General features: G+C 70.3%; 26 protein-coding genes and 1 riboswitch. Of the genes, 23 read left to right on the top strand and 3 right to left on the bottom strand.

The features are described 5' to 3' along the window. Nucleotides 1-38 precede the first annotated feature (38 nt). Nucleotides 39-103, top strand: a riboswitch (guanidine-III (ykkC-III) riboswitch). A 48-nt stretch (nucleotides 104-151) separates the two neighbouring features. The 5 genes from ABH940_RS19715 to ABH940_RS19735 all read left to right on the top strand — a co-directional run bounded on the left by ABH940_RS19715 (nucleotide 152) and on the right by ABH940_RS19735 (nucleotide 3,549). Further along, nucleotides 152-466: a multidrug efflux SMR transporter gene (locus ABH940_RS19715; RefSeq protein WP_370105856.1), complete on the top strand. Its 315-nt coding sequence runs from the start codon at nucleotides 152-154 to the stop codon at nucleotides 464-466. Nucleotides 467-539: 73 nt separating this feature from the next. Further along, on the top strand, nucleotides 540-1,316 hold the full coding sequence (locus ABH940_RS19720; protein WP_370069902.1) for a hypothetical protein: 777 nt from the start codon (nucleotides 540-542) through the stop codon (nucleotides 1,314-1,316). Nucleotides 1,317-1,437: 121 nt separating this feature from the next. Continuing rightward, complete coding sequence (locus ABH940_RS19725; protein WP_370069900.1) at nucleotides 1,438-1,872, top strand: SRPBCC family protein; 435 nt, start codon at nucleotides 1,438-1,440, stop codon at nucleotides 1,870-1,872. Nucleotides 1,873-2,084: 212 nt separating this feature from the next. Then, entirely contained in the window at nucleotides 2,085-2,759 is a 675-nt protein-coding gene (locus tag ABH940_RS19730) for a dihydrofolate reductase family protein (protein WP_370069898.1), read from the top strand. Nucleotides 2,760-2,775: 16 nt separating this feature from the next. Continuing rightward, nucleotides 2,776-3,549 carry an SDR family NAD(P)-dependent oxidoreductase gene (locus tag ABH940_RS19735; RefSeq protein WP_370105857.1) on the top strand — a complete coding sequence of 258 codons (774 nt, stop codon included), beginning with the start codon at nucleotides 2,776-2,778 and terminating at the stop codon, nucleotides 3,547-3,549. 184 nt (nucleotides 3,550-3,733) lie between these two features. Here ABH940_RS19735 and ABH940_RS19740 read toward each other — a convergent pair whose 3' ends face one another. Beyond that, entirely contained in the window at nucleotides 3,734-4,237 is a 504-nt protein-coding gene (locus ABH940_RS19740; RefSeq protein ID WP_037606436.1) for a transcriptional regulator, read from the bottom strand. 391 nt (nucleotides 4,238-4,628) lie between these two features. Between ABH940_RS19740 and pyrR the strand changes: the two genes are divergently transcribed. The 15 genes from pyrR (at nucleotide 4,629) to metK (ending at nucleotide 21,077) form a co-directional block, all read left to right on the top strand. After that, nucleotides 4,629-5,186 carry a bifunctional pyr operon transcriptional regulator/uracil phosphoribosyltransferase PyrR gene (pyrR, locus tag ABH940_RS19745; RefSeq protein ID WP_370069893.1) on the top strand — a complete coding sequence of 186 codons (558 nt, stop codon included), beginning with the start codon at nucleotides 4,629-4,631 and terminating at the stop codon, nucleotides 5,184-5,186. After that, the gene (locus tag ABH940_RS19750; RefSeq protein ID WP_370069891.1) at nucleotides 5,183-6,178 is read left to right on the top strand and encodes an aspartate carbamoyltransferase catalytic subunit; all 996 of its coding nucleotides are present in this window, start codon (nucleotides 5,183-5,185) and stop codon (nucleotides 6,176-6,178) included. Before pyrR ends, ABH940_RS19750 begins: the two co-directional genes overlap by 4 nt. Further along, nucleotides 6,175-7,470 (top strand): dihydroorotase, encoded by a 1,296-nt coding sequence (locus tag ABH940_RS19755; protein WP_370105858.1) that lies wholly within the window; start codon nucleotides 6,175-6,177, stop codon nucleotides 7,468-7,470. Before ABH940_RS19750 ends, ABH940_RS19755 begins: the two co-directional genes overlap by 4 nt. Next, entirely contained in the window at nucleotides 7,467-8,120 is a 654-nt protein-coding gene (locus ABH940_RS19760) for a hypothetical protein (RefSeq protein WP_370069887.1), read from the top strand. Before ABH940_RS19755 ends, ABH940_RS19760 begins: the two co-directional genes overlap by 4 nt. Further along, complete coding sequence (gene carA / locus ABH940_RS19765) at nucleotides 8,117-9,274, top strand: glutamine-hydrolyzing carbamoyl-phosphate synthase small subunit (protein ID WP_370069885.1); 1,158 nt, start codon at nucleotides 8,117-8,119, stop codon at nucleotides 9,272-9,274. Before ABH940_RS19760 ends, carA begins: the two co-directional genes overlap by 4 nt. Continuing rightward, complete coding sequence (gene carB, locus ABH940_RS19770; protein ID WP_370105859.1) at nucleotides 9,267-12,581, top strand: carbamoyl-phosphate synthase large subunit; 3,315 nt, start codon at nucleotides 9,267-9,269, stop codon at nucleotides 12,579-12,581. Before carA ends, carB begins: the two co-directional genes overlap by 8 nt. A 108-nt stretch (nucleotides 12,582-12,689) precedes the next feature. Next, the gene (locus tag ABH940_RS19775) at nucleotides 12,690-13,787 is read left to right on the top strand and encodes a quinone-dependent dihydroorotate dehydrogenase (RefSeq protein ID WP_370105860.1); all 1,098 of its coding nucleotides are present in this window, start codon (nucleotides 12,690-12,692) and stop codon (nucleotides 13,785-13,787) included. A 31-nt stretch (nucleotides 13,788-13,818) separates the two neighbouring features. Beyond that, entirely contained in the window at nucleotides 13,819-14,700 is an 882-nt protein-coding gene (locus tag ABH940_RS19780) for a dihydroorotate dehydrogenase electron transfer subunit (protein ID WP_370105861.1), read from the top strand. A gap of 1 nt (nucleotide 14,701) precedes the next feature. Further along, nucleotides 14,702-15,682: a dihydroorotate dehydrogenase gene (locus tag ABH940_RS19785; RefSeq protein WP_370069877.1), complete on the top strand. Its 981-nt coding sequence runs from the start codon at nucleotides 14,702-14,704 to the stop codon at nucleotides 15,680-15,682. Between the two features lie 49 nt (nucleotides 15,683-15,731). Continuing rightward, a complete protein-coding gene (gene pyrF, locus ABH940_RS19790) occupies nucleotides 15,732-16,565 on the top strand; it encodes an orotidine-5'-phosphate decarboxylase (protein WP_370069875.1) in 834 nt (277 codons plus the stop codon). 476 nt (nucleotides 16,566-17,041) lie between these two features. Further along, on the top strand, nucleotides 17,042-17,365 hold the full coding sequence (mihF, locus tag ABH940_RS19795) for an integration host factor, actinobacterial type (protein WP_196193873.1): 324 nt from the start codon (nucleotides 17,042-17,044) through the stop codon (nucleotides 17,363-17,365). A gap of 83 nt (nucleotides 17,366-17,448) precedes the next feature. Continuing rightward, complete coding sequence (gene gmk, locus ABH940_RS19800) at nucleotides 17,449-18,006, top strand: guanylate kinase (RefSeq protein WP_370069873.1); 558 nt, start codon at nucleotides 17,449-17,451, stop codon at nucleotides 18,004-18,006. Nucleotides 18,007-18,049: 43 nt separating this feature from the next. Continuing rightward, nucleotides 18,050-18,319 (top strand): DNA-directed RNA polymerase subunit omega, encoded by a 270-nt coding sequence (gene rpoZ / locus ABH940_RS19805; protein WP_042382490.1) that lies wholly within the window; start codon nucleotides 18,050-18,052, stop codon nucleotides 18,317-18,319. 118 nt (nucleotides 18,320-18,437) lie between these two features. Further along, nucleotides 18,438-19,646, top strand: coding sequence for a bifunctional phosphopantothenoylcysteine decarboxylase/phosphopantothenate--cysteine ligase CoaBC (gene coaBC / locus ABH940_RS19810; protein WP_370069870.1), 1,209 nt, complete (start codon nucleotides 18,438-18,440; stop codon nucleotides 19,644-19,646). 222 nt (nucleotides 19,647-19,868) lie between these two features. Continuing rightward, the gene (gene metK, locus ABH940_RS19815) at nucleotides 19,869-21,077 is read left to right on the top strand and encodes a methionine adenosyltransferase (RefSeq protein WP_370069868.1); all 1,209 of its coding nucleotides are present in this window, start codon (nucleotides 19,869-19,871) and stop codon (nucleotides 21,075-21,077) included. Nucleotides 21,078-21,137: 60 nt separating this feature from the next. Here the strand turns inward: metK and ABH940_RS19820 are convergent, their stop codons facing one another. Continuing rightward, on the bottom strand, nucleotides 21,138-22,505 hold the full coding sequence (locus ABH940_RS19820; RefSeq protein ID WP_370069866.1) for a serine hydrolase domain-containing protein: 1,368 nt from the start codon (nucleotides 22,503-22,505) through the stop codon (nucleotides 21,138-21,140). A gap of 144 nt (nucleotides 22,506-22,649) precedes the next feature. Between ABH940_RS19820 and ABH940_RS19825 the strand changes: the two genes are divergently transcribed. Together ABH940_RS19825 and ABH940_RS19830 are read left to right on the top strand one after the other, a co-directional pair. Next, nucleotides 22,650-23,327, top strand: a complete 678-nt coding sequence (locus tag ABH940_RS19825; protein ID WP_370069864.1) for a TetR/AcrR family transcriptional regulator — start codon at nucleotides 22,650-22,652, stop codon at nucleotides 23,325-23,327. 322 nt (nucleotides 23,328-23,649) lie between these two features. Continuing rightward, complete coding sequence (locus ABH940_RS19830) at nucleotides 23,650-24,048, top strand: transglycosylase SLT domain-containing protein (RefSeq protein WP_196193879.1); 399 nt, start codon at nucleotides 23,650-23,652, stop codon at nucleotides 24,046-24,048. 32 nt (nucleotides 24,049-24,080) lie between these two features. On the opposite strand, the gene ABH940_RS19835 is transcribed toward ABH940_RS19830, so the two are convergent. Next, nucleotides 24,081-24,509, bottom strand: coding sequence for a CBS domain-containing protein (locus ABH940_RS19835; protein ID WP_370069861.1), 429 nt, complete (start codon nucleotides 24,507-24,509; stop codon nucleotides 24,081-24,083). Between the two features lie 76 nt (nucleotides 24,510-24,585). On the opposite strand from ABH940_RS19835, the gene ABH940_RS19840 reads away from it, so the two are divergent. Beyond that, nucleotides 24,586-25,125 carry a GNAT family N-acetyltransferase gene (locus ABH940_RS19840; RefSeq protein ID WP_370105862.1) on the top strand — a complete coding sequence of 180 codons (540 nt, stop codon included), beginning with the start codon at nucleotides 24,586-24,588 and terminating at the stop codon, nucleotides 25,123-25,125. The last annotated feature ends 39 nt before the right edge of the window (nucleotides 25,126-25,164 follow it).

Consider the following 25,164-nt stretch of genomic DNA (forward strand, 5'->3'; position numbering starts at 1 on the left):
CCGACAGCTGCCGTTGGACGCGGCTGTGCTAGCGTCGAAGAGACGGAGGATTCCTCCGTTCCGGACGAGCGCGTCGTACCCGGCAAGGACAAGACGACGCAGCAGGAGCGGTGCACCGCGCACCGCCCCCTACTGCGAGAGGTGTTCTGCCGTGGCCTGGCTGGTGCTCGTCGTCTCCGGCGTCCTCGAGACCGTCTGGGCGGTCGCGATGCAGGCGTCCAAGGGCTTCTCCCGCCCCCTCCCGACCGCCGTCTTCGGCGTGACGGTCGTGCTGAGCATGTGCGGACTCGCCTACGCGCTGCGCTCCGTCCCGCTCGGGACCGGCTATGCGGTGTGGGTGGCCATCGGCACGCTCGGGACCGCGACCTACGGGATGGTGGCGCTCGGCGATCCGGTGACCGTGGCCCGGATCGTCTTCCTGGCCATGATCATCGGCGGCGTGGTGGGCCTGAAGGCGGCCCACTGACCGGTGCTGCTCGCGCCCGGACTCACAAAATGGTTTGGCCCGAGGCCCCCTCATGTTTGATGATCCACGAGTGATGGACCAGACCGTTCAGCAGAGCCTCGTCCGCGCCGCCGCGCGCAACAACGCCGACTGGTGCCAGGCGATGTGCCGCGCCCACGGCCTGAGCGGCGAGTACCGGCTCGACGCCTGGACCAGCCGGGAGCGCACTCCGCGCTACTACCCGGACGCCGTCACCCTCGCCGAGCGCCTCGACGTCGACGAACTGCTCGCCCGCGTCGACCGCACGACGCCCGGTGTCTCGGTCAAGGACAGCTTCGCCGCCCTCGACCTGGCCGGGCACGGCTTCCGTCCGCTGCTCGACGCGCACTGGATCGCCCGCGAGCCGGAACTCCCGGCCGCGACCTCGCCGTGGCAGCGCCTGCGCACGCCGGGGGAGCTGGCGGCGTGGGAGATCGCCTGGTGCGGCGAGGTCGCCGACCTCTTCCTGCCCCCGCTGCTGGAGGACCCGTCGGTCCTGGTCATGGCCGCGCCGGACTTCTCGGCCGGGGCGCTGCTCAGCCTCGGCGCGGGCGTGGTCGGCGTCTCGAACCTCTTCGTCGCCGCCGACGTGGCCGGAGCCCCCGGCACCACCTCCACCGCCGCCGCCCGCGAAGCGGTCCTGTTCCGCGCCTGGCACGACTGCCTCGCCGCCGCCTCGGTCCACTGCCCGGGCCTCCCCGTCGTGGGCTACGAGTCCGGCGCGGATCTGGCCGTCGCCGAGCGCGTCGGCTTCACCCGCCTGGCGCCCCTCCGAATCTGGCAGGAAGGCAGCACGTTCACAGTTATTGATGGTTCGTCAGATTCTGACTAACCTCCGCTGGGAGCTCCACGCAGCGTGCCCGGTGGTGCGCTGCTTCCGCGTTGCTTCGCTCCGCGTCGCTCTGCGTTGCTCTGCCCTGCGCTACTGCACTGTTCTGCGAGGAGGATCGGCCATGCCCGAGGTATCCGTCAGTGCCACGATTCCCGCTCCGGCGGACAAGGTCTGGGCGGTGCTCACCGACTTCGAACGCTTCGGCGAGTGGAACACCATCCATGTCGCCTTCCCGAACGGCGGCCCCACGGAACTCGTGGTCGGTGCCGTCTACGGCGAGAAGATGACCCTGATGGGCATGCCCGCCGAGGTCAGCTGGACCATCACCGAGCTTGCCGCCGGCAGCTCCCTCACCATGGACGGCAAGGGCCCGATGGGCATCAGCCTGCACCAGCACTACGCGCTCGGCGCGGCGGCCGACGGGAACGGCACCAGCGTCACTGTCGACAGCGAGTTCAAGGGCGCGGCCGTCAACATGATGGCGGCCCGGATCAAGGACGCCACCACCAAGGCGCTCAACGAGTCGCTGGAGAAGCTGACCGGCCTCGTCGGCTGAGGCAGACCGGCGGCTGCGGGTCAGCGGCTGCAGACCGGCGGCTGCGAGTCTGCGGCGGCGAGTGGACGCGGTGGCACCTCCGGCCGCGGCCACTCGCCGCTTTCGTTCCGCGCCACGCCTCACGTCGTCCGGGCACTGTCGTACCCCGGTGCTTTGATGGGAACCGTCGATCCCACCGGACGCACGCCGGTCGCATCATCCTGGAGGCACGCATGGCGCAGCTGAGGGCCCACAACATCTCCGTCTCCGCGGACGGCTTCATGGCCGGTCCCGACCAGAGCCAGGACGCGCCCCTCGGCGTCGGCGGCCAGCGGCTGCACACGTGGGTCTTCGAGGCCGCGTACGGGCGGCGGATGATCGGTCAGAAGGGCGGCACCGAGGGCGTCGACAACGCCTTCCTGCTGCGCGGCGACGAGAACGTCGGCGCGACGGTGATCGGCCGCAACATGTTCGGGCCGGTGCGCGGGGCCTGGCCGGACGAGTCGTGGCGCGGCTGGTGGGGCGAGGAGCCGCCCTACCACCACCCCGTCTTCGTGCTGACGCACCATCCGCGCCCCCCGCTGGAGATGAAGGGCGGCACGGTCTTCCACTTCGTCACCGACGGTCTGGACGCCGCGCTGGACCGCGCCTTCGAGGCGGCCGACGGCGCTGACGTCCGCGTGGGCGGCGGCGCGTCGACGCTCCAGCAGTGCCTGCGCAGCGGGCGGTTGGACGTGCTGCACGTGGCGATGGTCCCGGTCCTGCTCGGGGGCGGCGAGCGGCTCTTCGACAACCTCGGCAGTGGTCCTGCGGACGGGTACGAGTGCGTCGAGTTCGTCAGCTCGCCCTCCGTCGCGCACCTGCTCTTCGAGCGCACGGGCACGAGTGGGTCAAGCGGAGCAAACTGACCAGTAACGTGGGCGCATGCGCACTGCACTCATCACCGGCGCGAGCGCCGGAATCGGCGCGGCCTTCGCGCGACGTCTCGCCAAGGACGGCCACGGCCTGGTCCTGGTCGCCCGCGACGAGTCTCGGCTGACCACGCTCGCGGAAGACCTCGCCAAGGCGCACGGTGTCCCCACCGAGGTGCTCCCGGCGGACCTGGCCACCGAGGCGGGCATCAGCGCCGTCGAGGCACGCCTGGCCGACGCCGACCATCCGGTCGACCTGCTGGTCAACAACGCGGGCTTCGGCTTCAAGAAGGGCTTCCTCGACGTCCCGATCGAGGACGAGCTGACCATGCTCAAGGTCCACATCGAGGCCGTGCTCCGGCTGACCCGTGCCGCCGTCCCCGGGATGCGCGAGCGCGGCAGGGGCTACGTCGTCAACGTCGCCTCGGTCGCGGCCTTCGTCCCGCGCGGGACGTACGGGGCGAGCAAGTCGTGGGTGGTCCAGTTCACCGCGGGCGCGGACCGCGACCTCGCCGGGACGGGCGTCCGCCTCCAGGCGCTCTGCCCGGGGTTCACCCACACCGAGTTCCACCAGCGTGCGGAGATGGACATGTCCCGCGTGGGCCGGTGGCTCTGGCTCGACGCGGACTACGTGGTGGACCAGTCCCTGCGTGACCTGGTCCGCGGCAAGTCCGTCTGCATTCCCTCCCGCCGCTACCAGGCCGCGGTCGCCCTCTCCCGCAAGGCTCCGCTGGGCGCCCTCGGCGGCCTCTCCAACCGCATGGGCCGCCGCCGCACCGAACGCTGACGCGCACGCCCGTCCCAGCGCGGACGACAGCGCGATCGACAGTGTGAACGGCAGCCCGAACGACAGTGTGAACTTCAGTCTCGAACGCAGAAGCGGCAGGCGCCTTCACCGGGTGGACTCACCGGGCGAAGGTGCCTGCCGCAACGTTTCTGCTGAGGTGTACGGCGGTGGGAGCCGGAGAGGCTCAGACCGCGTCGTCCTCGCGGACCGCGCGGCGCGCGTCCGGGTCGAGGACGCCCCAGCTGATCAGCTGGTCGACCAGCAGCGAGGCCGGCTGGTCGTAGATGACGGCAAGCGTGCGCAGGTCGTCCTGGCGGATCGAGAGGACCTTGCCGTTGTAGTCACCGCGCTGGCTCTGGATGGTGGCCGCGTAGCGCTGCAGCGGGCCCGCCTTCTCGGAGGGGACCTGGGCGAGGCGCTCCAGGTCGAGGACCAGGCGCGGCGGCGGCTCGGCCGCGCCGCCCGGAGTGCTGCCGGGCAGCAGCTCCTGGACCGGGACGCCGTAGAACTCGGCCAGCTCGGCCAGGCGCTGGACCGTCACCGCACGGTCACCGCGCTCGTAGGAGCCGACTACCACGGCCTTCCAGCGGCCCTGGGACTTCTCCTCTACGCCGTGCAGGGAGAGCCCCTGCTGGGTGCGGATCGCGCGCAGCTTGCCACCAAGCTGTTTCGCGTAGTCGCTGGACAATGTGTCTCCCCGGACTCAGGTGCAAAGACGAGTGCTGTGAAGCGTTGAAGCTGTGAACACGTGCTTCGTCTGGTCTCCACGGCCCGGACGGCGCGAACCCGGCACATCCTCAAGATCTTCGGGCGCTTCGTCGCCTGGCCGTAACTGAGTGTGAGGTTACGCAGAGTGATAAGCGTTCGTCAAGCCGAACGGGGCACCCGTGCGAACCCCCGTTCGGCTTAGCGGGAGGTGCAGGTGGGAGGGGGTGCGTGGGAGCGCTCGGTGATCGCCCTGGTAGGGTGGACGACGGTTCCCCACGTGCGTGTCTGCTCCGGCCGACGCCACGGGAGCCACACCCGTAGACATCCTTTAAGGCCCGTCCCGTGAGGCGGGGAAGGAGGTCGGCTTCGGCATGACCACAGCTGCCCAGCGACAGGTACTGGACCAGGGCGACATCGCCCGGTCCCTGACCCGGATCGCGCACGAGATCGTCGAACGCGCCAAGGGCGCCGACGACGTCGTCCTGCTCGGCATCCCCACCCGCGGCGCCCATCTGGCCCGCCGCCTGCACCGCAAGCTCGCCGAGATCACCGGCACCGAGCTCCCGGTCGGCACGCTCGACATCACCATGTACCGGGACGACCTGCGGCTCAAGCCCGCCCGCGCCCTGGAGCACACCGAGATCCCCGCCGACGGCATCGACAGCAAGCTCGTCGTCCTCGTCGACGACGTGCTCTTCTCCGGTCGCACCATCCGCGCCGCGCTCGACGCGCTGGCCGACCACGGCCGCCCCCGCGCGGTCCAGCTCGCCGTCCTGGTCGACCGGGGCCACCGCGAGCTCCCGATCCGCGCCGACTACGTGGGCAAGAACCTGCCCACCTCGCTGCGCGAGTCCGTGAAAGTGAAGCTGGAAGAGACCGACGGGATCGACGCCGTCCTGCTCGGCGAGCTGGAGGGCACTGCCAAGTGAAGCGTCACCTCATCTCCACCGCGGACCTGACCCGCGAGGACGCGCTGCTGATCCTGGACACGGCCGAGCAGATGGCCCAGGTCTCCGCGCGCTCCGTCAAGAAGCTGCCGACCCTGCGCGGCCGGACGGTGGTGAACCTCTTCTTCGAGGACTCCACCCGTACCCGCACGTCCTTCGAGGTCGCCGAGAAGCGCCTCTCCGCGGACGTCATCAACTTCTCCGCCAAGGGCTCCTCGGTCTCCAAGGGCGAGAGCCTCAAGGACACCGCACTCACCCTGCAGGCGATGGGCGCCGACGCGGTGGTCATCCGCCACGGGGCCTCCGGCGCACCCAAGCTGCTGGCCGAGTCCGACTGGCTGCACGGCAGCGTGGTCAACGCCGGTGACGGCACCCACGAGCACCCCACCCAGGCGCTGCTCGACGCGTTCACGATGCGCCGCCACCTCAACCCGGGCGTCGGCCAGGACCTGGCCGGCCGCCGTGTGACGATCGTCGGCGACGTCCTGCACAGCCGCGTCGCCCGCTCCAACGTGCGCCTGCTGCACACCCTCGGCGCCGAGGTCACCCTCGTCGCGCCGCCGACGCTGATGCCCTTCGGCGTCGAGACCTGGCCCTGCCAGGTCACTTACGACCTGGACGCGGCGCTGTCCAAGGCCGACGCGGTGATGATGCTGCGCGTCCAGCGCGAGCGCATGAACGCCGCCTTCTTCCCGACCCAGCGCGAGTACACCCGCCGCTACGGCCTGGACGCCCGCCGCCTGGCGCTGATGCCCGAGCACGCGCTCGTCATGCACCCCGGCCCGATGGTGCGCGGGATGGAGATCGAGTCGACCATCGCCGACTCCGACCGCGCGGTCATCGTGGAGCAGGTCGCCAACGGCGTCAGCGTCCGCATGGCCGTCCTCTACCTGCTGCTCGGCGGCTCCGAGCCCGCCATCACGACTTCTTCCACCGCGACTGCTGCGAACACGTCCGAGGAGACCGGCAAGTGAGCACCACGAACTACCTGATCCAGGGCGCCCGCATCCTCGGCGGCGACCCGCAGGACATCCGCGTCACGGACGGCGTCATCGCCGAGATCGGCGCCGACCTCGAACTCCGGGACGGCGAGCGGGGGATCGCGGCCGACGGCCTGATCGCCCTGCCCGGCCTGGTCGACCTGCACACGCACCTGCGCGAGCCGGGCCGTGAGGACGCCGAGACCGTCCTCACCGGCACCCAGGCCGCCGCCAAGGGCGGCTACACCGCCGTCCACGCGATGGCCAACACCTTCCCGGTCGCCGACACCGCCGGTGTCGTCGAGCAGGTCTGGCGGCTGGGCCGCGAGTCCGGCTACTGCGACGTGCAGCCGATCGGCGCCGTCACCGTGGGCCTTGAGGGCAAGCAGCTCGCCGAGCTCGGCGCGATGGCCGACTCCGCCGCGCAGGTCCGCGTCTTCTCCGACGACGGCAAGTGCGTGGACGACGCGGTGATCATGCGTCGCGCGCTGGAGTACGTGAAGGCCTTCGGCGGCGTCGTCGCCCAGCACGCGCAGGAGCCGCGGCTGACCCAGGGCGCGCAGATGAACGAGGGCATCGTCTCCGGCGAGCTGGGCCTGGCCGGTTGGCCGGCCGTCGCCGAGGAGTCGATCATCGCCCGCGACGTGCTCCTCGCCGCGCACGTCGGCTCGCGCCTGCACGTCTGCCACCTCTCCACGGCCGGCTCGGTCGAGATCATCCGCTGGGCCAAGTCGAAGGGCTGGGACGTCACCGCCGAGGTGACGCCGCATCACCTGCTGCTCACGGACGAGCTGGTCCGCTCCTACGACGCGGTCTACAAGGTCAACCCGCCGCTGCGCACCGAGGCCGACGTGATGGCCCTGCGCGAGGCGCTGGCCGACGGCACGATCGACATCGTCGCCACCGACCACGCGCCGCACCCCGCCGAGGACAAGGCGTGTGAGTGGGCCGCCGCGGCGATGGGCATGGTCGGCCTGGAGACCGCGCTCTCCGTGGTCCAGTCCGCGATGGTCGACACCGGTCTGATGGGCTGGGCCGAGGTCGCCGAGCGGATGTCCGCCAAGCCCGCCGCGATCAGCGGCATCCCGGGCCACGGGCGCCCCGTCTCGGTGGGCGAGCCGGCCAACCTGGTGCTCTTCGACGCGGACTACCGTGGCGAGGTGAACCCGGACGCCTTTGCCACCCGCAGCCGCAACACCCCCTACCGCGGCATGGACCTGCCCGGACGCGTCGTCGCCACCTTCCTGCGCGGCGACGCCACGGTGCTCGACGGTGAGCTCGTATGAGCGCCGCCGACAGCGTCAAGCTGCTTGCCTCGTCTCTGCAGACAGCGGAGACCCCGCACTCCGCGCCGGTCACCCATGTGGGTGACCTGGTCGGCTGGGTCATCGGCATCCTGCTGGTCATCGCCCTCGTCTACTGGCTGATGCGCCAGGGCTGGCAGTGGCGCAAGACCGTGCAGTCCGGACTCCCGGAGCTCACCGGCATCCCGGCCCGGACGACCGAGACCATCCTGGAGACCGAGGGCCGGTACGTCGGCACCACCACCGCCGGCAACTGGCTGGACCGGGTCGTCGCCCACCACCTGGGCGACCGCAGCCTGGTCGAGCTCACGCTGAGCGCCGAGGGCCTGACGGTGGTCCGCCCGGCCTCGCAGGACTTCTTCGTCCCGGTCGACGACCTGCGTGGCTCGCGCCTGGACAAGGGTCTGGCGGGCAAGGTTTTCCCCGAGGGCGGCCTGCTGGTCGTCACCTGGCGGCTGGGCGACAAGGAGCTCGACTCCGGCTTCCGTGCCGACCAGTCCGCGGACCACGAGAACTGGGTCACCGCGATCGAGGTGCTGATCAAGGCCCACGAGAAGGTCACCCACGAGAACGACTCGAACCAGATCGACAAGAACGTGCTGAACGACAAGAACGTGGAAGGCGCATCATGACCGCACCGGCATCCACCCCCACGGCGCGACGCGCACCCCGCGTCCCCGCCGCATACGTCCTCGAGGACGGCCGGATCTTCCGCGGACAGGCGTACGGCGCCATCGGCGAGACCTTCGGCGAGGCCGTCTTCAACACCGGTATGACGGGCTATCAGGAGACCCTGACCGACCCCTCCTACCACCGCCAGATCGTGGCGATGACCGCTCCGCAGATCGGCAACACCGGCGTCAACGACGAGGATTCCGAGTCCTCGCGGATCTGGGTCGCCGGCTACGTCGTGCGCGACCCCAGCCGGGTCTCCTCCAACTGGCGGGCCAAGCGCTCGCTGGACGAGGAGCTCAAGGCCCAGGGCATCGTCGGCATCAGCGGCATCGACACCCGCGCACTGACCCGCCATCTGCGCGAGGTCGGCGCGATGCGCGCCGGGATCTTCTCCGGCGAGGCGCTGGCCGACGACGCGACCATGTTGGACCGCGTCCGCCAGGCCCCGCAGATGGAGGGCGCGGACCTGTGCGGCGAGGTCGCCACGGACGCGGTCTACGTCGTCCCGGCCATAGGTGAGAAGAAGTTCACCGTCGCGGCCCTGGACCTGGGCATCAAGGGGATGACCCCGCACCGGATGGCCGAGCGTGGCATCGAGGTGCATGTGCTGCCCGCCAACGCCACCGCCGAGGACGTCTACGCCGTGAATCCGGATGGCGTCTTCTTCTCCAACGGCCCGGGTGACCCGGCCACCGCCGACGGCCAGGTAGCCGTGCTGCGCGAGGTGTTGGGCCGGAAGACGCCGTTCTTCGGCATCTGCTTCGGCAACCAGCTGCTCGGCCGCGCGCTCGGCTTCGGCACCTACAAGCTCAAGTACGGCCACCGCGGCATCAACCAGCCGGTCCAGGACCGCACCACCGGCAAGGTCGAGGTCACCGCGCACAACCACGGCTTCGCCGTGGACGCGCCGCTCGACAAGGTCTCCGAGACGCCCTTCGGCCGCGTCCAGGTCTCGCACGTCTGCCTGAACGACGACGTGGTCGAGGGTCTGCAGTGCCTCGACCAGCCCGCGTTCAGCGTCCAGTACCACCCGGAGGCGGCGGCCGGTCCGCACGACGCCGCCTACCTGTTCGACCGCTTCTTTTCCCTGATGGAGGGCCAGCGTGCCTAAGCGCACCGACATCCAGTCCGTTCTGGTCATCGGTTCCGGCCCGATCGTCATCGGCCAGGCGGCCGAGTTCGACTACTCCGGCACCCAGGCCTGCCGCGTCCTCAAGGCCGAGGGCCTGCGGGTGATCCTGGTCAACTCGAACCCGGCCACGATCATGACCGACCCGGAGATCGCCGACGCCACCTACGTCGAGCCGATCACCCCGGAGATGGTCGAGAAGATCATCGCCAAGGAGCGACCCGACGCGCTGCTGCCGACTCTGGGCGGCCAGACCGCGCTCAACGCCGCGATCTCGCTGCACCAGGCGGGCACGCTGGAGAAGTACGGCGTGGAGCTCATCGGCGCCAACGTCGAGGCGATCAACAAGGGCGAGGACCGCGAGCTGTTCAAGCAGGTCGTCGAGGCCGTCAAGGCCAAGATCGGCCACGGCGAGTCCGCCCGCTCGGTCATCTGCCACTCGATGGAGGACGTCCTGGCGGGCGTCGAGACGCTCGGCGGCTACCCGGTCGTCGTCCGCCCCTCCTTCACCATGGGCGGCGCCGGTTCCGGCTTCGCCCACGACGAGGAGGACCTGCGCCGCATCGCCGGCCAGGGCCTGACGCTCTCGCCGACCACCGAGGTGCTCCTGGAGGAGTCCATCCTCGGCTGGAAGGAGTACGAGCTGGAGCTGATGCGCGACAAGCACGACAACGTCGTGGTCGTCTGCTCCATCGAGAACTTCGACCCGATGGGCGTGCACACCGGTGACTCGATCACCGTCGCCCCGTCGATGACGCTGACCGACCGTGAGTACCAGATCCTGCGCGACATCGGTATCGCCGTCATCCGCGAGGTCGGCGTCGACACCGGCGGCTGCAACATCCAGTTCGCGGTCAACCCCGAGGACGGCCGGGTCATCGTCATCGAGATGAACCCGCGCGTCTCGCGCTCCTCGGCGCTGGCGTCCAAGGCGACCGGCTTCCCGATCGCCAAGATCGCGGCCAAGCTCGCCGTCGGCTACACCCTCGACGAGATCCCCAACGACATCACCGAGCAGACCCCGGCCTCCTTCGAGCCGACGCTCGACTACGTGGTCGTCAAGGTCCCGCGCTTCGCCTTCGAGAAGTTCCCGTCCGCCGACGCCACGCTGACCACGACCATGAAGTCGGTCGGCGAGGCCATGGCGCTGGGCCGCAACTTCCCCGAGGCGCTCAACAAGGCGCTGCGCTCGCTGGAGAAGAAGGGCTCGCAGTTCGACTTCGCCCGCGACGTCAGCGAGCTCGGCGAGACGGCGGAGCTGCTGGCCAAGGCCGCGATCCCGACCGACGGCCGGATCAACACCGTCATGGACGCGATCCGCGCCGGGGCCACCCCGGAGGAGGTCTTCGAGTACACGAAGATCGACCCGTGGTTCGTCGACCAGCTCTTCCTGATCCACGAGATCGCCGAGGAGCTGGCCGAGGCCGCCGAGCTCGACCCGGAGCTGCTGCGTCACGCCAAGCGGCACGGCTTCTCCGACCACCAGATCGGTGAGATCCGCGGCCTGAACGCGGACGTGGTCCGCGAGGTCCGGCACGCGCTGGGCATCCGCCCGGTCTTCAAGACCGTCGACACCTGCGCCGCCGAGTTCGCCGCCAAGACCCCGTACTTCTACTCGTCCTACGACGAGGAGAGCGAGGTCGCGAGCCGCACCAAGCCCGCGGTGATCATCCTGGGCTCCGGCCCGAACCGCATCGGCCAGGGCATCGAGTTCGACTACTCCTGCGTCCACGCCTCCTTCGCGCTCAGCGACGCGGGCTACGAGACCGTGATGGTCAACTGCAACCCGGAGACCGTCTCGACGGACTACGACACCTCCGACCGCCTGTACTTCGAGCCGCTGACGCTCGAGGACGTGCTGGAGATCGTCCACGCCGAGCAGCAGGCCGGTCCGGTCGCGGGCGTGCTGGTGCAGCTGGGCGGGCAGACCCCGCTCGGCCTCGCCCAGGCGCTCAAGGACAACGGCGTTCCGGTCGTGGGCACTTCGCCCGAGGCGATCCACCTCGCCGAGGAGCGCGGCGCCTTCGGCCGGGTGCTGGCCGAGGCCGGCCTGCCCGCGCCCAAGCACGGCACGGCCTTCTCCTTCGACGAGGCCAAGGCCATCGCCGACGAGATCGGCTACCCGGTGCTGGCCCGCCCGTCCTACGTGCTGGGCGGCCGTGGCATGGAGATCGTCTACGACGAGGCCTCGCTCGCGGACTACCTCAAGCGCCACGCCGGTCTGATCTCCGAGCACCCGGTGCTGATCGACCGCTTCCTCGACGACGCGATCGAGATCGACGTCGACGCCCTCTACGACGGCGAGGAGCTCTACCTCGGCGGCGTGATGGAGCACATCGAGGAGGCCGGGATCCACTCCGGCGACAGCGCCTGCGCCTTGCCGCCGATCACGCTGGGCGGGCACGACATCAAGCGCCTGCGCGCCGCGACCGAGGGCATCGCCCGCGGCGTGGGCGTCCGCGGCCTGATCAACATCCAGTTCGCCATGGCCGGGGACATCCTCTACGTCCTGGAGGCCAACCCGCGCGCCTCGCGCACCGTCCCGTTCACCTCCAAGGCGACGGCGGTGCCGCTGGCCAAGGCGGCGGCGCGGATCTCGCTCGGCACCTCCATCGCCGACCTGCGCGCCGAGGGCCTGCTGCCGAAGGAGGGCGACGGCGGCACGCTGCCGCTGGACGCCCCGGTCGCGGTCAAGGAGGCCGTGATGCCGTGGAGCCGCTTCCGCGACATCCACGGTCGCGGCGTCGACACGGTGCTGGGCCCGGAGATGCGCTCGACCGGTGAGGTCATGGGCATCGACTCCGTCTTCGGCACCGCGTACGCGAAGTCGCAGGCGGGTGCGTACGGGGCGCTGCCGCTGCGCGGCCGGGTCTTCGTCTCGGTCGCCAACCGCGACAAGCGCAACCTGGTCTTCCCGGCGCGGGCGCTGGTCGGCCTCGGCTTCGAGATCCTGGCCACCAGCGGCACGGCGGAGGTGCTGCGCCGCAACGGCATCGACGCCACGGTCGTCCGCAAGCACAGCGAGGGCGAGGGCCCTGCGGGCGAGAAGACGATCGTCCAGATGATCCACGACGGGGAGATCGACCTGATCATCAACACCCCGTTCGGGACGGGCTCGCGCCTCGACGGCTACGAGATCCGGACGGCCGCGGTGTCGCGGTCCGTTCCGTGCCTCACCACCGTCCAGGCGATGGGCGCGGCGGTCCAGGGCATCGACGCGCTGCGGAGCGGCGATGTGGGCGTGCGGTCGCTGCAGGAGCACGCGGCGCAGCTGAACGCTTCGCGGTAGTGCAACTTCTGCGCGGGGGACTGTGCGGCTCGGCCGGTGGCTGGGCGCGCAGTTCCCCGCGCCCCTGGGTAGTTGCCACCCGATCCTTCTGCAAAAGGCCAAGGTCTCGTGTACAAGCTCTTCTTCAACCTCGTCTTCAAGCGGCTGGACCCGGAGAAGGCCCATCACCTGGCCTTTTTCTGGATCCGGCTGGCCTCGTCGATCCCGGGACTCCGGAACCTCGTTGCGGCCGTGCTCGCGCCGCGCGACCCGAAGCTGCGGACCAAGGCACTCGGGTTGGACCTGCCCGGTCCGTTCGGGCTGGCCGCCGGGTTCGACAAGAACGCCGTCGGGATCGACGGGCTGACCATGCTCGGGTTCGACTACGTCGAGATCGGCACCGTCACCGCGCAGGCCCAGCCCGGGAACCCGACCCCGCGCCTCTTCCGCCTCATCGAGGACCGGGCGCTGATCAACCGGATGGGCTTCAACAACGAGGGCTCCGCTGCCGTTGCGGCGCGCCTCGCCGCCCGGCCGAAGAGCGCGAAGGCCGTCGTCGGCGTCAACATCGGCAAGACCAAGGTCGTGCCGGAGGCCGAGGCCGTCGGCGACTACGTGACCAGCACCGAGCGGCTCGCGCGTCACGCCGACTACTTCGTCGTCAACGTCAGCTCCCCGAACACCCCCGGCCTGCGCAACCTGCAGGCCGTGGACCACCTGCGGCCGCTGCTGACGGCTGTCCGGGAGACGCTCGGCGCGACCGCCACCGCCCACGTCCCGCTGCTGGTCAAGATCGCACCGGACCTGGCGGACGCCGATGTCGATGCCGTCGCCGACCTCGCGCTCGAACTGAACCTCGACGGGATCATCGCCACCAACACCACCATCGGCCGGGACGGTCTGCGGACCGACGCCGCCAAGGTCGAGTCCATCGGCGCCGGTGGACTCTCCGGCGCGCCGCTCAAGGCGCGGTCCCTGGAGGTGCTGGAGCGGCTGTACGCACGCACCGAGGGCCGGATCACGCTGGTCGCCGTCGGCGGCATCGAGACCGCCGAGGACGCGTGGCAGCGGATCCTGGCCGGGGCGAGCCTGGTGCAGGGCTACTCGGCCTTCATCTACGAGGGCCCGTTCTGGTGCCGTCGGATCCACAAGGGACTCTCGGCCCGGCTTGCCGCCAGCCCCTATGCGACGCTGGGTGACGCGGTCGGCGCTGCTGTCCGCAGCTGACGTCCGTCCACAGGAGGAGCGAGCAGGCGCGATGGCACACCCGTTGCAACGACAGGCCGAGATCGTCGAACTGTCGCCGGTCGGTGCGTACCACCGGCTGGTGCTGCGGGCCGAGGGCATCGCGGAGCGCGTGCTGCCCGGCCACGTCGTCGCCGTCGCGGTCGGCGGGCCGGACTCGTCGACGCTGATGCGGCGCGCCTTCTTCGTCCACCGGGCCGACCCGGACGAGCAGACCCTGGAGATCGTCTTCTCCGAGCAGGGACGCGGCACGCGTGAGCTCGCCGACGTCCGGGTCGGCGGGACGCTCGACATCGTCGCGCCGCTCGGCAACGCCTTCCCCGTCCCCAACGGGCCGGTGTCGGCGCTGTTGGTGGCCGGTGGTCACGGCAGCGTGCCGCTGTTCGGGCTGGCGGACCTGATCCGGGAGCAGGGCGGCTCGGTCGGCTTCATCCTGGGCGCACCCGACGCGGGCCGGCTCTTCGGCGTCGACCGGGCCAAGGAGCTGACCCCGGACGTGCTGGTCACCACCGAGGACGGCTCCTACGGGATACGCGGTCACGTGACGCTGCCGCTGGCCGAGGCGATGAAGGCGATCGGCGCCGGTGTCGTCTACGCCTCCGGGCCGTTGCCCGTGCTCCGGGCCGTCTCGGAGACGGCCACGTCGCTGGACGTGCGCTGGTTCACCGCGGTCGAGGAGACCATGGCCTGCGGCGTCGGCATCTGCGGCGTGGGTACCTGTATGGCCTGCGTGCTACCGGTGGTTGGCGACGACGGGGTGAGCCGCTTCGCGCGGTCCTGCATCGAGGGGCCCTGCTTCGACGGGTCGCGGGTCCGCTGGGACGACATCGGGACCGTCCCGCCGGACGTCGAGGGCGCCGCGGCGATGGACCTCAGCGCGACGGGAGCCTACTGAGATGACCGACGCGACCACCTTTGTGGCACCGCTGGACGCCGGTTCGGTAGACATGACCGCGCCGTTCGGAGGCGGTGGCACGCTGCCCAATCCGGTGACCACCGCCTCCGGCTGTGCGGGCTACGGCCGGGAGCTCGCCAAGTTCCAGCCGCTCGCCGAGCTCGGCTCGATCACCACCAGGACGATCACGCCGCAGCCGCGCTCCGGCCGGGCCACCCCACGAATGGCCGAGACGCCCAGCGGCCTGCTCAACGGGATCGGGCTCCCGGGCGTGGGCATCGGGCACTTCGTCGAGAACGAGCTGTCCTGGCTGGCCGAGCGCGGCGCGCGGGTGGTCGTCTCGATCGCGGGGGAGCGGGTCGACGAGTTCGCCGAGTGCGCCCAGCAGTTGAGCAACAGCCCGGCCGTGGTCGGCTTGGAGGTCAACCTGGCCTGCCCAGACGCCGACAACCAGGGCCTGGCCTTCGCCGGAAACCCCGCCACCGCCCACGACGTGATCCAGGCCGTGCGCGAGGTCGCCGACCCGGCGTTGCCTGTCTACGCCAAGCTGTCGCCGGACGTCGCCTCGATCACCGACATCGCCAAGGCCTGCGTCCGGGCCGGGGCGGACGGACTGTCGATGATCAACACCCCGCTCGGCATGGTGATCGACACCGACACCCTGCGGCCGCGGCTGTCCACGACCACCGGGGGCCTTTCCGGCCCGGCGATCCGGCCCGTCGCGGTCCGCTGCGTCTACGAGGTCCACGCGGCGATGCGGGCCGGGGAGATCACCACCGTGCCGATCACGGGCATGGGCGGGATCCGCACCGGCCTGGACGCGCTGGAGTTCGTGCTGGCCGGGGCCTCGGGAGTGGCCGTCGGCACGGCCGTCTTCCACGACCCCGGCGCGCCGCTGCGCGTCCTCGCCGAACTGCGCGAGGCGCTCGCTGCCCGCGGCTTCGCCAAGCTGACCGACGCCGTCGGCCACGCGCACCCGTAGCACCCGTCCGTCCACCCACCCGCACCACCACACCACCCAGGGAGACCACGTGACCGCCCCCTTCGGCGCCCGGCTGCGCCAGGCCATGGACGACCGCGGACAGCTCTGCGTCGGCATCGACCCGCACGCCTCGCTGCTCAGCGCCTGGGGCCTGGGCGACGACATCGCCGGTCTGGAACGCTTCTCCCGCACCGTCGTCGAGGCGCTGGCCGACCGGGTCGCGGTGCTGAAGCCGCAGGCGGCCTTCTTCGAGCGGTTCGGCAGCAAGGGCGTCGCGGTGCTGGAGCAGTGCGTCGCCGACGCGCGTGCCGCCGGTGCGCTGGTCGTGATGGACGCCAAGCGTGGCGACATCGGCTCGACCATGGCCGCCTACGCCGAGGCGTTCCTGGCCGAGTCCAGCCCACTGTTCTCCGACGCGCTCACGGTCTCGCCCTACCTGGGCTTCGGGTCCCTGCGGCCCGCCGTGGAGCTGGCCCGCAAGAGCGGCTGCGGCCTCTTCGCGCTGGCGTTGACCTCCAATCCGGAGGGTGCGTCCGTGCAGCGTGCTGTCGGAGCCGAGGGGCGGACCGTCGCGCAGTCGATCCTGGCCCAGCTCGCGGCCGAGAACGCGGGAGCGCAGCCGCTCGGCTCCTTCGGCGCGGTGGTCGGCGCGACGCTGACCGACGTCGACGAGGCCGACCTGGCCATCAACGGCCCCCTGCTGGCCCCCGGCGTGGGTGCGCAGGGCGCCACCATGGCGGACATCCCGCGCGTCTTCGGCCGGTCGGCGCGCAACGTGGTGCCGAGCGTCTCGCGGGACGTGCTCAAGCACGGCCCGTCGGTCCAGGGCCTGCGCGACGCGGCCCAGCGGTTCGTGGACGAGGTCCGTACGGCCGTCGCCTGAAAGGCTTCTGTCGGAGCGTCGGATCGCTGTGTCCAATCACTCGGGGACCGGACGTTTGTCGGGTGAGCACCGCTGGAAAACAAGTATTCGGCAGTGGAACAGGCGGAAACGGCGGTAGATCGGCGACGGAGCGTATGTGCGCGACCACCCAATGGTGGCGAATCGCGTCGCGACAGCCGCAGGGCTCGTGAAGATGTCGTGAATGAGCGGTGAGGGCGCTGAACTGCGCGTTCGCCGCTCGTTCCGTTTTGTGGCGAAATTTCCGCCCGGTTTGGCGCAGAAGCGGTCCTGAGCAGGACTTTTCTGCTCTTTTCCCTGACGGAGGGCCGCAACAGGGGTAGTGTCCGGCCATAGGTCGTCGAGGAGTACTCGGAGCAAGCGCGGGTCTCGTTGCTCTCGCAGGTCAGAGCCGCTAGGTTCCTCGTCGGTCCTGCACAAGTCCTGTTCCATTCATTCGAAGTACTGAGGTGAACGGCGTGGCACTTCCGCCCCTTACCCCTGAGCAGCGCACGGCTGCGCTCGCCAAGGCAGCTGAGGCTCGCCGGGAGCGCGCCGAGATCAAGAACCGGCTCAAGCACAGCGGCGCCTCCCTGCACGAGGTCATCAAGGCGGGCCAGGAGAACGACGTCATCGGCAAGATGAAGGTCTCCGCCCTGCTCGAGTCGCTCCCCGGAGTCGGCAAGGTCCGGGCCAAGCAGATCATGGAGCGTCTCGGCATCTCCGAGTCGCGTCGCGTCCGCGGTCTGGGCACGAACCAGATCGCGTCGCTGGAGCGTGAGTTCGGCGGCGCCAACGCCTGAGGGCGCTTCCGTCTCACGCCCGTGCGCCGGTCCGTCGGGTCCGAGTGGTTCGAGAACCTCCTCGATTCCTGGATAATCGGTGCATGAGTGAACGTCCGCGGCTGACCGTGCTCTCCGGCCCCTCAGGGGTCGGCAAGAGCACGGTCGTCGCTCATATGCGCAAGGCACACCCGGAGGTCTGGCTCTCCGTCTCGGCCACCACCCGCAAGCCGCGGCCGGGAGAGAGGGACGGCGTCCAGTACCACTTCGTGGACGACGACCAGTTCGACAAGCTGGTCGCCAACGGCGAGCTGCTGGAATGGGCCGTCTTCGCGGGCAACCGCTACGGTACGCCGCGCCAGGAGGTCCTTCGTCGGCTGGGGTCGGGTGAGCCCGTGCTGCTCGAGATCGACCTGCAGGGCGCCCGCCAGGTGCGGGAGTCCATGCCGGAGGCGCAGCTGGTCTTCCTTGCGCCGCCGTCCTGGGACGAGTTGGTCCGCCGGCTGACCGGCCGCGGTACGGAGGCGCCCGAGGTGGTCGAGCAGCGTCTTGCCGCGGCCCGGGTGGAGCTCGCCGCCGGGAGCGAGTTCGACACGACCCTTGTCAACACCTCCGTCGAGGATGTAGCGGCCGAGCTGCTAGCCTTGATGCGCGTAGTCTGATTTTTTGAGACTCTCCTTTTCTTTTCGCTCGGAAGGTTCCCGCGTGTCCTCTTCGATGACAGCGCCCGAAGGCATCATCAACCCGCCGATCGATGAGCTGCTCGAGGCCACCGACTCCAAGTACAGCCTGGTGATCTACGCGGCCAAGCGCGCCCGTCAGATCAACGCCTACTACTCGCAGCTCGGCGAGGGCCTGCTGGAGTACGTCGGCCCGCTCGTCGACACCCACGTGCACGAGAAGCCGCTGTCGATCGCGCTGCGCGAGATCAACGCCGGTATGCTCACCGCCGAGGCCGTCGAGGCGCCGCAGTAGTCGGAGCCTGGCCCATGGGCTTGGAACGCCGCGGAACGTCGGATCAACCCGATGTTCCGCGGCGTTTTTCTGTGCTGTGATGGCGGTTCTGGAAGTCGTTGATCGGAGTGGGTTCGGGGTGTCCGGTAAGAACGTGGTCCTCGGGGTCAGCGGCGGGATCGCCGCCTACAAGGCGTGCGAGCTGCTGCGGCGCTTCACCGAGTCGGGGCACTCGGTGCGGGTGGTGCCGACCGCCTCGGCGCTGCACTTCGTCGGGGAGGCGACCTGGTCCGCCCTCTCCGGTCAGCCCGCCTCCACCGAGGTGTGGGAGAGCGTCCACGAGGTCCCGCACGTGCGGATCGGCCAGCACGCCGACCTGCTCGTGGTCGCCCCCGCCACCGCCGACATGCTGGCCAAGGCCGCTCACGGCATCGCCGACGACCTGCTGACCAACACCCTGCTCACGGCCCGCTGTCCGGTGGTCTTCGCGCCCGCGATGCACACCGAGATGTGGGAGCACCCCGCCACCCAGGAGAACGTGGCCACGCTGCGCCGACGCGGCGCCGTGGTGATCGAGCCCGCTGTCGGCCGTCTCACCGGCGTCGACACCGGCAAGGGCCGCTTCCCGGACCCGGAGGCGATCTTCGAGCTCTGTCAGCGGGTGCTGGCCCGTGGTGCGGACGCGGTGCGGCCCGACCTGGCGGACCGTCATGTCGTGGTCTCCGCCGGGGGGACCCGTGAGCCGCTGGACCCGGTCCGGTTCCTCGGCAACATCTCCTCCGGCCGCCAGGGCTATGCCATCGCCGCGGTCGCCGCCGCGCGCGGGGCCAAGGTGACGCTGGTCGCCGCCAACACCGAGCTGACCGACCCGGCCGGCGTCGACGTCGTCCGCGTCGGCACGGCGCTGGAGCTGCGGCAGGCGGTGCTGACCGCCGCCGCGACGGCGGACGCGGTGGTGATGGCCGCGGCGGTCGCCGACTTCCGCCCGGCCGAGTTCGTCGCCCAGAAGATCAAGAAGGTGGAGGGCGTCGAGCCGGCCCCCGTCGCTCTGGTCCGCAATCCGGACGTGCTGGCCGAGCTCTCCGCCGAGCGGGTCCGGCCGGGCCAGATCGTCGTCGGCTTCGCCGCCGAGACCAACGACGCGCTCGACCACGGCCGCGCCAAGCTCGCCCGCAAGGGCTGCGACCTGCTGGTGGTCAACGAGGTGGGCGAGGACCGCGCGTTCGGCAGCGCCAACAACGAGGCCGTGGTGCTGGGCGCGGACGGCTCGGAGACGCCGGTGCCGTACGGCCCCAAGACAGCGCTGGCGGACACGCTGTGGGATCTCGTCGCCGCCCGCTTCGCTTGAGTTCCGCCCGAGCTTCGCAGGTCTTTCGAGGGCGAACCGTCCGCTTGTCGTACGGTTTCGGGTATCCGAGTGTCCGCGTGTGATCCAGAAAATGAGATCGGTTGGACCCAAGGTGCGCTCAGTTCGTTACACTCCGGACAGTAGTCTCCAAGTCTTTCCGGACCGCCCGGGCAATTCGGCCCGAGCGGTTTAGTCAGCAGCCGCTGCAACCCAGGGAGCGCTGTGTCTCGCCGCCTGTTCACCTCCGAGTCCGTGACCGAAGGTCACCCGGACAAGATCGCTGACCAGATCAGCGACACCATCCTCGACGCCCTGCTCAAGGACGACCCCACCTCGCGGGTCGCTGTCGAGACGCTGATCACCACCGGCCAGGTCCATGTCGCGGGGGAGGTGACCACCGCGGCTTACGCCCCGATCGCACAGCTGGTGCGCGACAAGATCCTGGAGATCGGCTACGACTCCTCGAAGAAGGGCTTCGACGGAGCCTCCTGTGGTGTCTCCGTCTCCATCGGCGCCCAGTCGCCGGACATCGCCCAGGGTGTCGACACCGCCTACGAGAACCGGGTCGAGGGCGACGAGGACGAGCTCGACAAGCAGGGCGCCGGCGACCAGGGCCTGATGTTCGGCTACGCGTGCGACGACACGCCCGAGCTGATGCCGCTGCCGATCTACCTGGCCCACCGCCTGTCGGCCCGCCTGTCCGAGGTGCGCAAGAACGGGACCATCCCGTACCTGCGCCCGGACGGCAAGACCCAGGTCACCATCGAGTACGACGGCGACAAGGCGGTCCGCCTCGACACCGTGGTCGTCTCCTCGCAGCACGCGTCGGACATCGACCTGGAGTCGCTGCTGACCCCGGACATCCGCGAGTTCGTCGTGGAGCCGGAGCTCAAGGCGCTGGCCGAGCGCGGCATCGGGCTGTCCACCGACGGCTACCGGCTGCTGGTCAACCCGACCGGTCGCTTCGAGATCGGCGGCCCGATGGGTGACGCCGGTCTGACCGGCCGCAAGATCATCATCGACACCTACGGCGGCATGGCCCGCCACGGCGGCGGCGCCTTCTCCGGCAAGGACCCGTCCAAGGTCGACCGCTCCGCCGCGTACGCGATGCGCTGGGTGGCCAAGAACATCGTCGCGGCCGGTCTGGCCACGCGCGCCGAGGTCCAGGTCGCCTACGCGATCGGCAAGGCCGAGCCGGTCGGTCTCTTCGTGGAGACCTTCGGCACCGAGACCGTCCCGGTGCTGAAGATCCAGGAGGCCGTCACCAAGGTCTTCGACCTGCGTCCGGCCGCGATCATCCGCGACCTGGACCTGCTCCGCCCGATCTACTCCCAGACCGCCGCCTACGGCCACTTCGGCCGCGAGCTGCCGGACTTCACCTGGGAGCGCACCGACCGAGTCGAGGCGCTGCAGAAGGCCGTGGCCGAGTAACACCTGGTCAAAAGGGAGAGGGTGCGGGGCGTCAGCCCCGCACCCTCTCCCTTTTGGCGCTCAGACCCGGGCGAAGACCCGGCCGGCCAGGTCGATCGTGGTGACGTTGCCGTCGGCGTCGCGGGTGAAGCATCCCCGCTGACCCTTGAGGCCGCCGCCGGTGACGATGTACTCGTCGCCGTCGCCCGGAAGCAGGCCCATCGACTCCGGCGGGTAGTCCGCGGGCGCCTCGCCGCCGAGCGCGGCGCGGAGCTCCGGCTTGATGGCCGCCGCCAGCGTCATGCCCTGGTCGTCGGAGTCAACGGTCACTGTCATCGCGTCGCTGTCGTAGCGGCCCACCAGTTCGGCGGCGCGGGCCGGGTCGTGGGGGAGCGGCTCGGCGTCGCGGTCGACCAGGCCGAGGTGGTGTTCCAGGGTCCAGCGCAGGATCTCCTGGTTGGCGTTCATGCCGTCCGTCGCGTTCGCCAGCGAGACCACCGCGAAGTCGCGCTCCGGGACGATCAGCAGCTCGGCCATCTGGCCACTGGCCGACCCGCCGTGCCCGAAGGCCCGCACGCCGCCCACCTCGCGCAGGAACCAGCAGATGCCGAACGCGTCGCCGAGGGAGCTGGCCTTCAGCTCGACGGTCGGCTGCTGCATCCGCCGCAGGCTCTCCGGGCTGAGGATCCGCTCGCCGCTCTCGGTGCGGCCGTCGCCCAGGTGGAAGCGCGACCAGCGGAGCAGGTCGGCCACCGTGGTGAGCAGGCCGCCGCCGGGGTTGTTGTAGCGGGGGCCCTTCCACATGCGGGACACCGCGACCCGGCCGTCCGCGTCCGGTTCGTGGCCGACGACGAAGCGTCGGGTGATCACGCTGCCGATCAGGAAGAAGCTCTCGGACATGCCCACGGGTTCCAGGACCAGTTCGGTGACGGCCTGCTCGTAGGTCCGGCCGGTGACGCACTCGATGACGCGGCCGAGCAGGTTGTAGCCCCCCTGGCTGTAGGAGGCACGCGCGCCCGGCTCGGAGACCATCGGCAGCTCGGCCAGCCGGGCCACGAAGGCGGCCAGCGCGTCGTCACCCTCGCCGGTGTCGGTGACCAGGTTCCAGTCCAGGCCGGAGGTGTGGTTGAGCAGGTGCATCACGGTGATCCGTGCGGTCGCCGCCTCGTCCGCCAGGGCGAGCTCGGGGACGTAGGAGCGGACCGGGGCCTCCAGGTCGACCCGGCCCTGCTCCGCGAGGCGCATCAGCGCGGTAGCCGTGACGCTCTTGGAGATGGAGGCGATCTGGAAGAGGGTGTGGCCGTCGACGGGGAGCGGGTTCTCCAGGCTGGTCACGCCGTGGCAGGCGTGGATCTCCCGACCGTCCGCCCAGACGCCGACGGCGAGGCCCGGAACGGCGAACTTCTCGGCCGTCTCCTCGACGAATGCGGTCAACTGCTGCTCGCTCATGGTGATCCGCCCTTTGCGGTCGTCGGTGGTGCCCCGTGGGACGTGCTCGTGCTCGGGACTTGCACTGTGTTCAAGTTGGACACTACGCCGCTCTTGAACGCTGTGCAACTGGTTTCTTGAACATTGTGCAAGTAGCATGGGCCCATGCCCCGCGACACACTGACCCGCGATCAGATCGTCCTGGCCGCCGTCGAACTGCTCGACGCCGAGGGACTGGAGGGTCTCAACATGCGCGCCCTCGGTGCGCGGCTCGGATCCGCCGCGACCGCCGTGTACTGGCACGTCGGCAGCAAGGAGAACCTGATCGCCCTCGCCGGCGACCACGTCTGGCACGAGATCGCGCTGCCCGACGTCGAAGCCGTCGGCTGGCGCGGGGCGGCGGAGGAGATGGCGACCGGGCTGCACACCATGCTGGCCCGGCACGGCTGGATGGTGCAGGCCTTCGGGGCGCAGCCGATGTTCGGTCCGGGCAAGGCGCGCCACGACGACCACAACCTGGGCATCTACGAGGCGGCCGGGTTCACCGGCGCCGAGGTCGACCAGGCCGCCGCGTCCGTCTTCACCTACGTGCTCGGCAATGCCCTCGGGCTCGCCGCCACCGCGTCGCTCGCCCGCAGGCTGGCCCAGGCGGGGGACGGCGAGGCGCGGATGGCCGAGGCGATGAAGGACGCGGAGGAGGTCGCCGCCCGGTTCCCGAGGTTGCGCGCCCGTCTCGGTACGTCGTCGGCCGACTACGGATCGGGGCCGGATGACGCCTTCGCCTTCGGTCTGAGCGCCCTGCTCGACGGGCTGGAAGGCCGGATTTCGGCAGACGGAGCGTAGTCCGGCGCTGACAGTGCGCAAGTCGGAGGGTGAGCCCCGCCACACGCTGTAGGGGCGGTACTACCGGCGATAGGAGAGCGTATGGGCCGATTGCTGCACTGGCATCACGAAATGTCCGATTTGCAACGATCGTGCGTCGTAGTGAGGGGGGTTGCCCACCCCTCGGCGGTCCCTGCACAGTGGTGGACGTCGGGCCGCGCCGGACGGGTACAGCCCCCGGGAACGTCGGCCCCGACCGCCTCGCAGAACCGTGACTGTGGCACTTCCTTGCCTGGTGCGGAACGCGAGGGACCTACCCCCTAGCAAGGAGATTTGCTTCAGTATGGCTATCCGCATCCCGTCGCTGCGTACCCTGTCCGTCTCCCTCGCCGGCACCGCCGCCCTCGCCTCCGTCGCCGTCATCGGCGCCTCCGGCATGGCCTCCGCTGCCGCTCCGACCGACGCCCAGTCCGTCGCAGCCTCGATCGTGCCCGCGGACCAGCTCGCTTCCTTCGACGCGATCATCTCCCACGAGAGTGGCTGGAACGTGAACGCGACCAACGCCTCCTCCGGTGCCTACGGCCTGGGCCAGGCCCTGCCGGCCTCCAAGATGGCCTCCGCCGGCGCCGACTGGCAGACCAACCCGGCGACCCAGATCAAGTGGGCGCTGAGCTACATGAACTCCACCTACGGCAGCCCGAACGCCGCGTGGTCCTTCTGGCAGGCCCACAACTGGTACTGATCGGCCCTGACCGACAGTTCCACCTGGGGGACTCACTCCTCCTCGGCGCAGATGGCGGAGACGAACTCCGCGACACGCGCCTGCGGCAGATGCCGCGCCACGTCCGCCTCGCTGATCATGCCGATCAGTCGGTGCTCCGGGTGATTGATCACCGGAAGCCTGCGGACCCGGTGCTGCTCCATCACTCGTAGCACCTGCTCGATGTCGTCGCTGCCCTCGATGGTCAGCGGGCGACCCCGGGCCAGCTCCCCGGCCGTGGTGACGGCCGGGTCGAGACCGACCGCGATGCACCTCACGACGATGTCGCGGTCGGTGATGATGCCCATGAGACGGTCGTTGTCGCCGCAGATGGGCAGCGCGCCCACCCCACGGTCCCGCATGAGTTTGGCCGCCACGGCGAGCGACTCGTGCTCGGTGACGCACTGGGCGCCCGGATGCATGATCTGTTCTGCTGTGGTCATGATGCGGCCTCCTGTGTCGCGTGGCCTGCAGCACTTCCCCCTCGCTTCTCATCGTAGGCTGACTACGCTCGGCCGGGTGATCACTCGTAGGCCTGTCATCCGGACCGAACGTCTGCAGCTGTTCCGCCCGACAGCGGACGACCTGGCGGTCGCCGTCGCGGTCCACTCCGCCCCGGAGACCAACCGCCACAACCCCCACGGCCCCACGCCGCCGGACGCCTGCGAGCGCTGGCTGCACGCGTGGATCGAGGAGTGGGACCGGCTGGGAGTCGGCTACTTCTCGGTCGGCCTCGACGACGAGATCGTCGGCTTCGCCGGGGTGAAGTTCGCGCCGATCCGGATCGCCGGACGCGACGAGTTCACCGCCTTCAACCTCTACTACCGCTTCCGGCCCGCTGCGTGGGGACGCGGCTTCGCCGCTGAGGCGGCGGGCGCGGCGCTGGAGTATGCCCGCCCGCTCCATCCGGATGTGCCCGTGTACGCGCTGATCCGGGACGACAACACGCCGTCGCTGCGCCTGGCCGCGCGCCTCGGCCTCCAGGCCACCGGAGAGGTGGACTCCGTCGGGCGCGGTGTCCACCTCTTGGGCTTCTCCGGTGCAGATGTTGATGTGTGATGGTAGGTCAGTATTTGGCTGACGGATGATCAGGAGCCC

It is taken from the genome of Streptacidiphilus sp. BW17 (assembly GCF_041262485.1).
In the GTDB taxonomy this organism is placed as follows: domain Bacteria; phylum Actinomycetota; class Actinomycetes; order Streptomycetales; family Streptomycetaceae; genus Streptacidiphilus.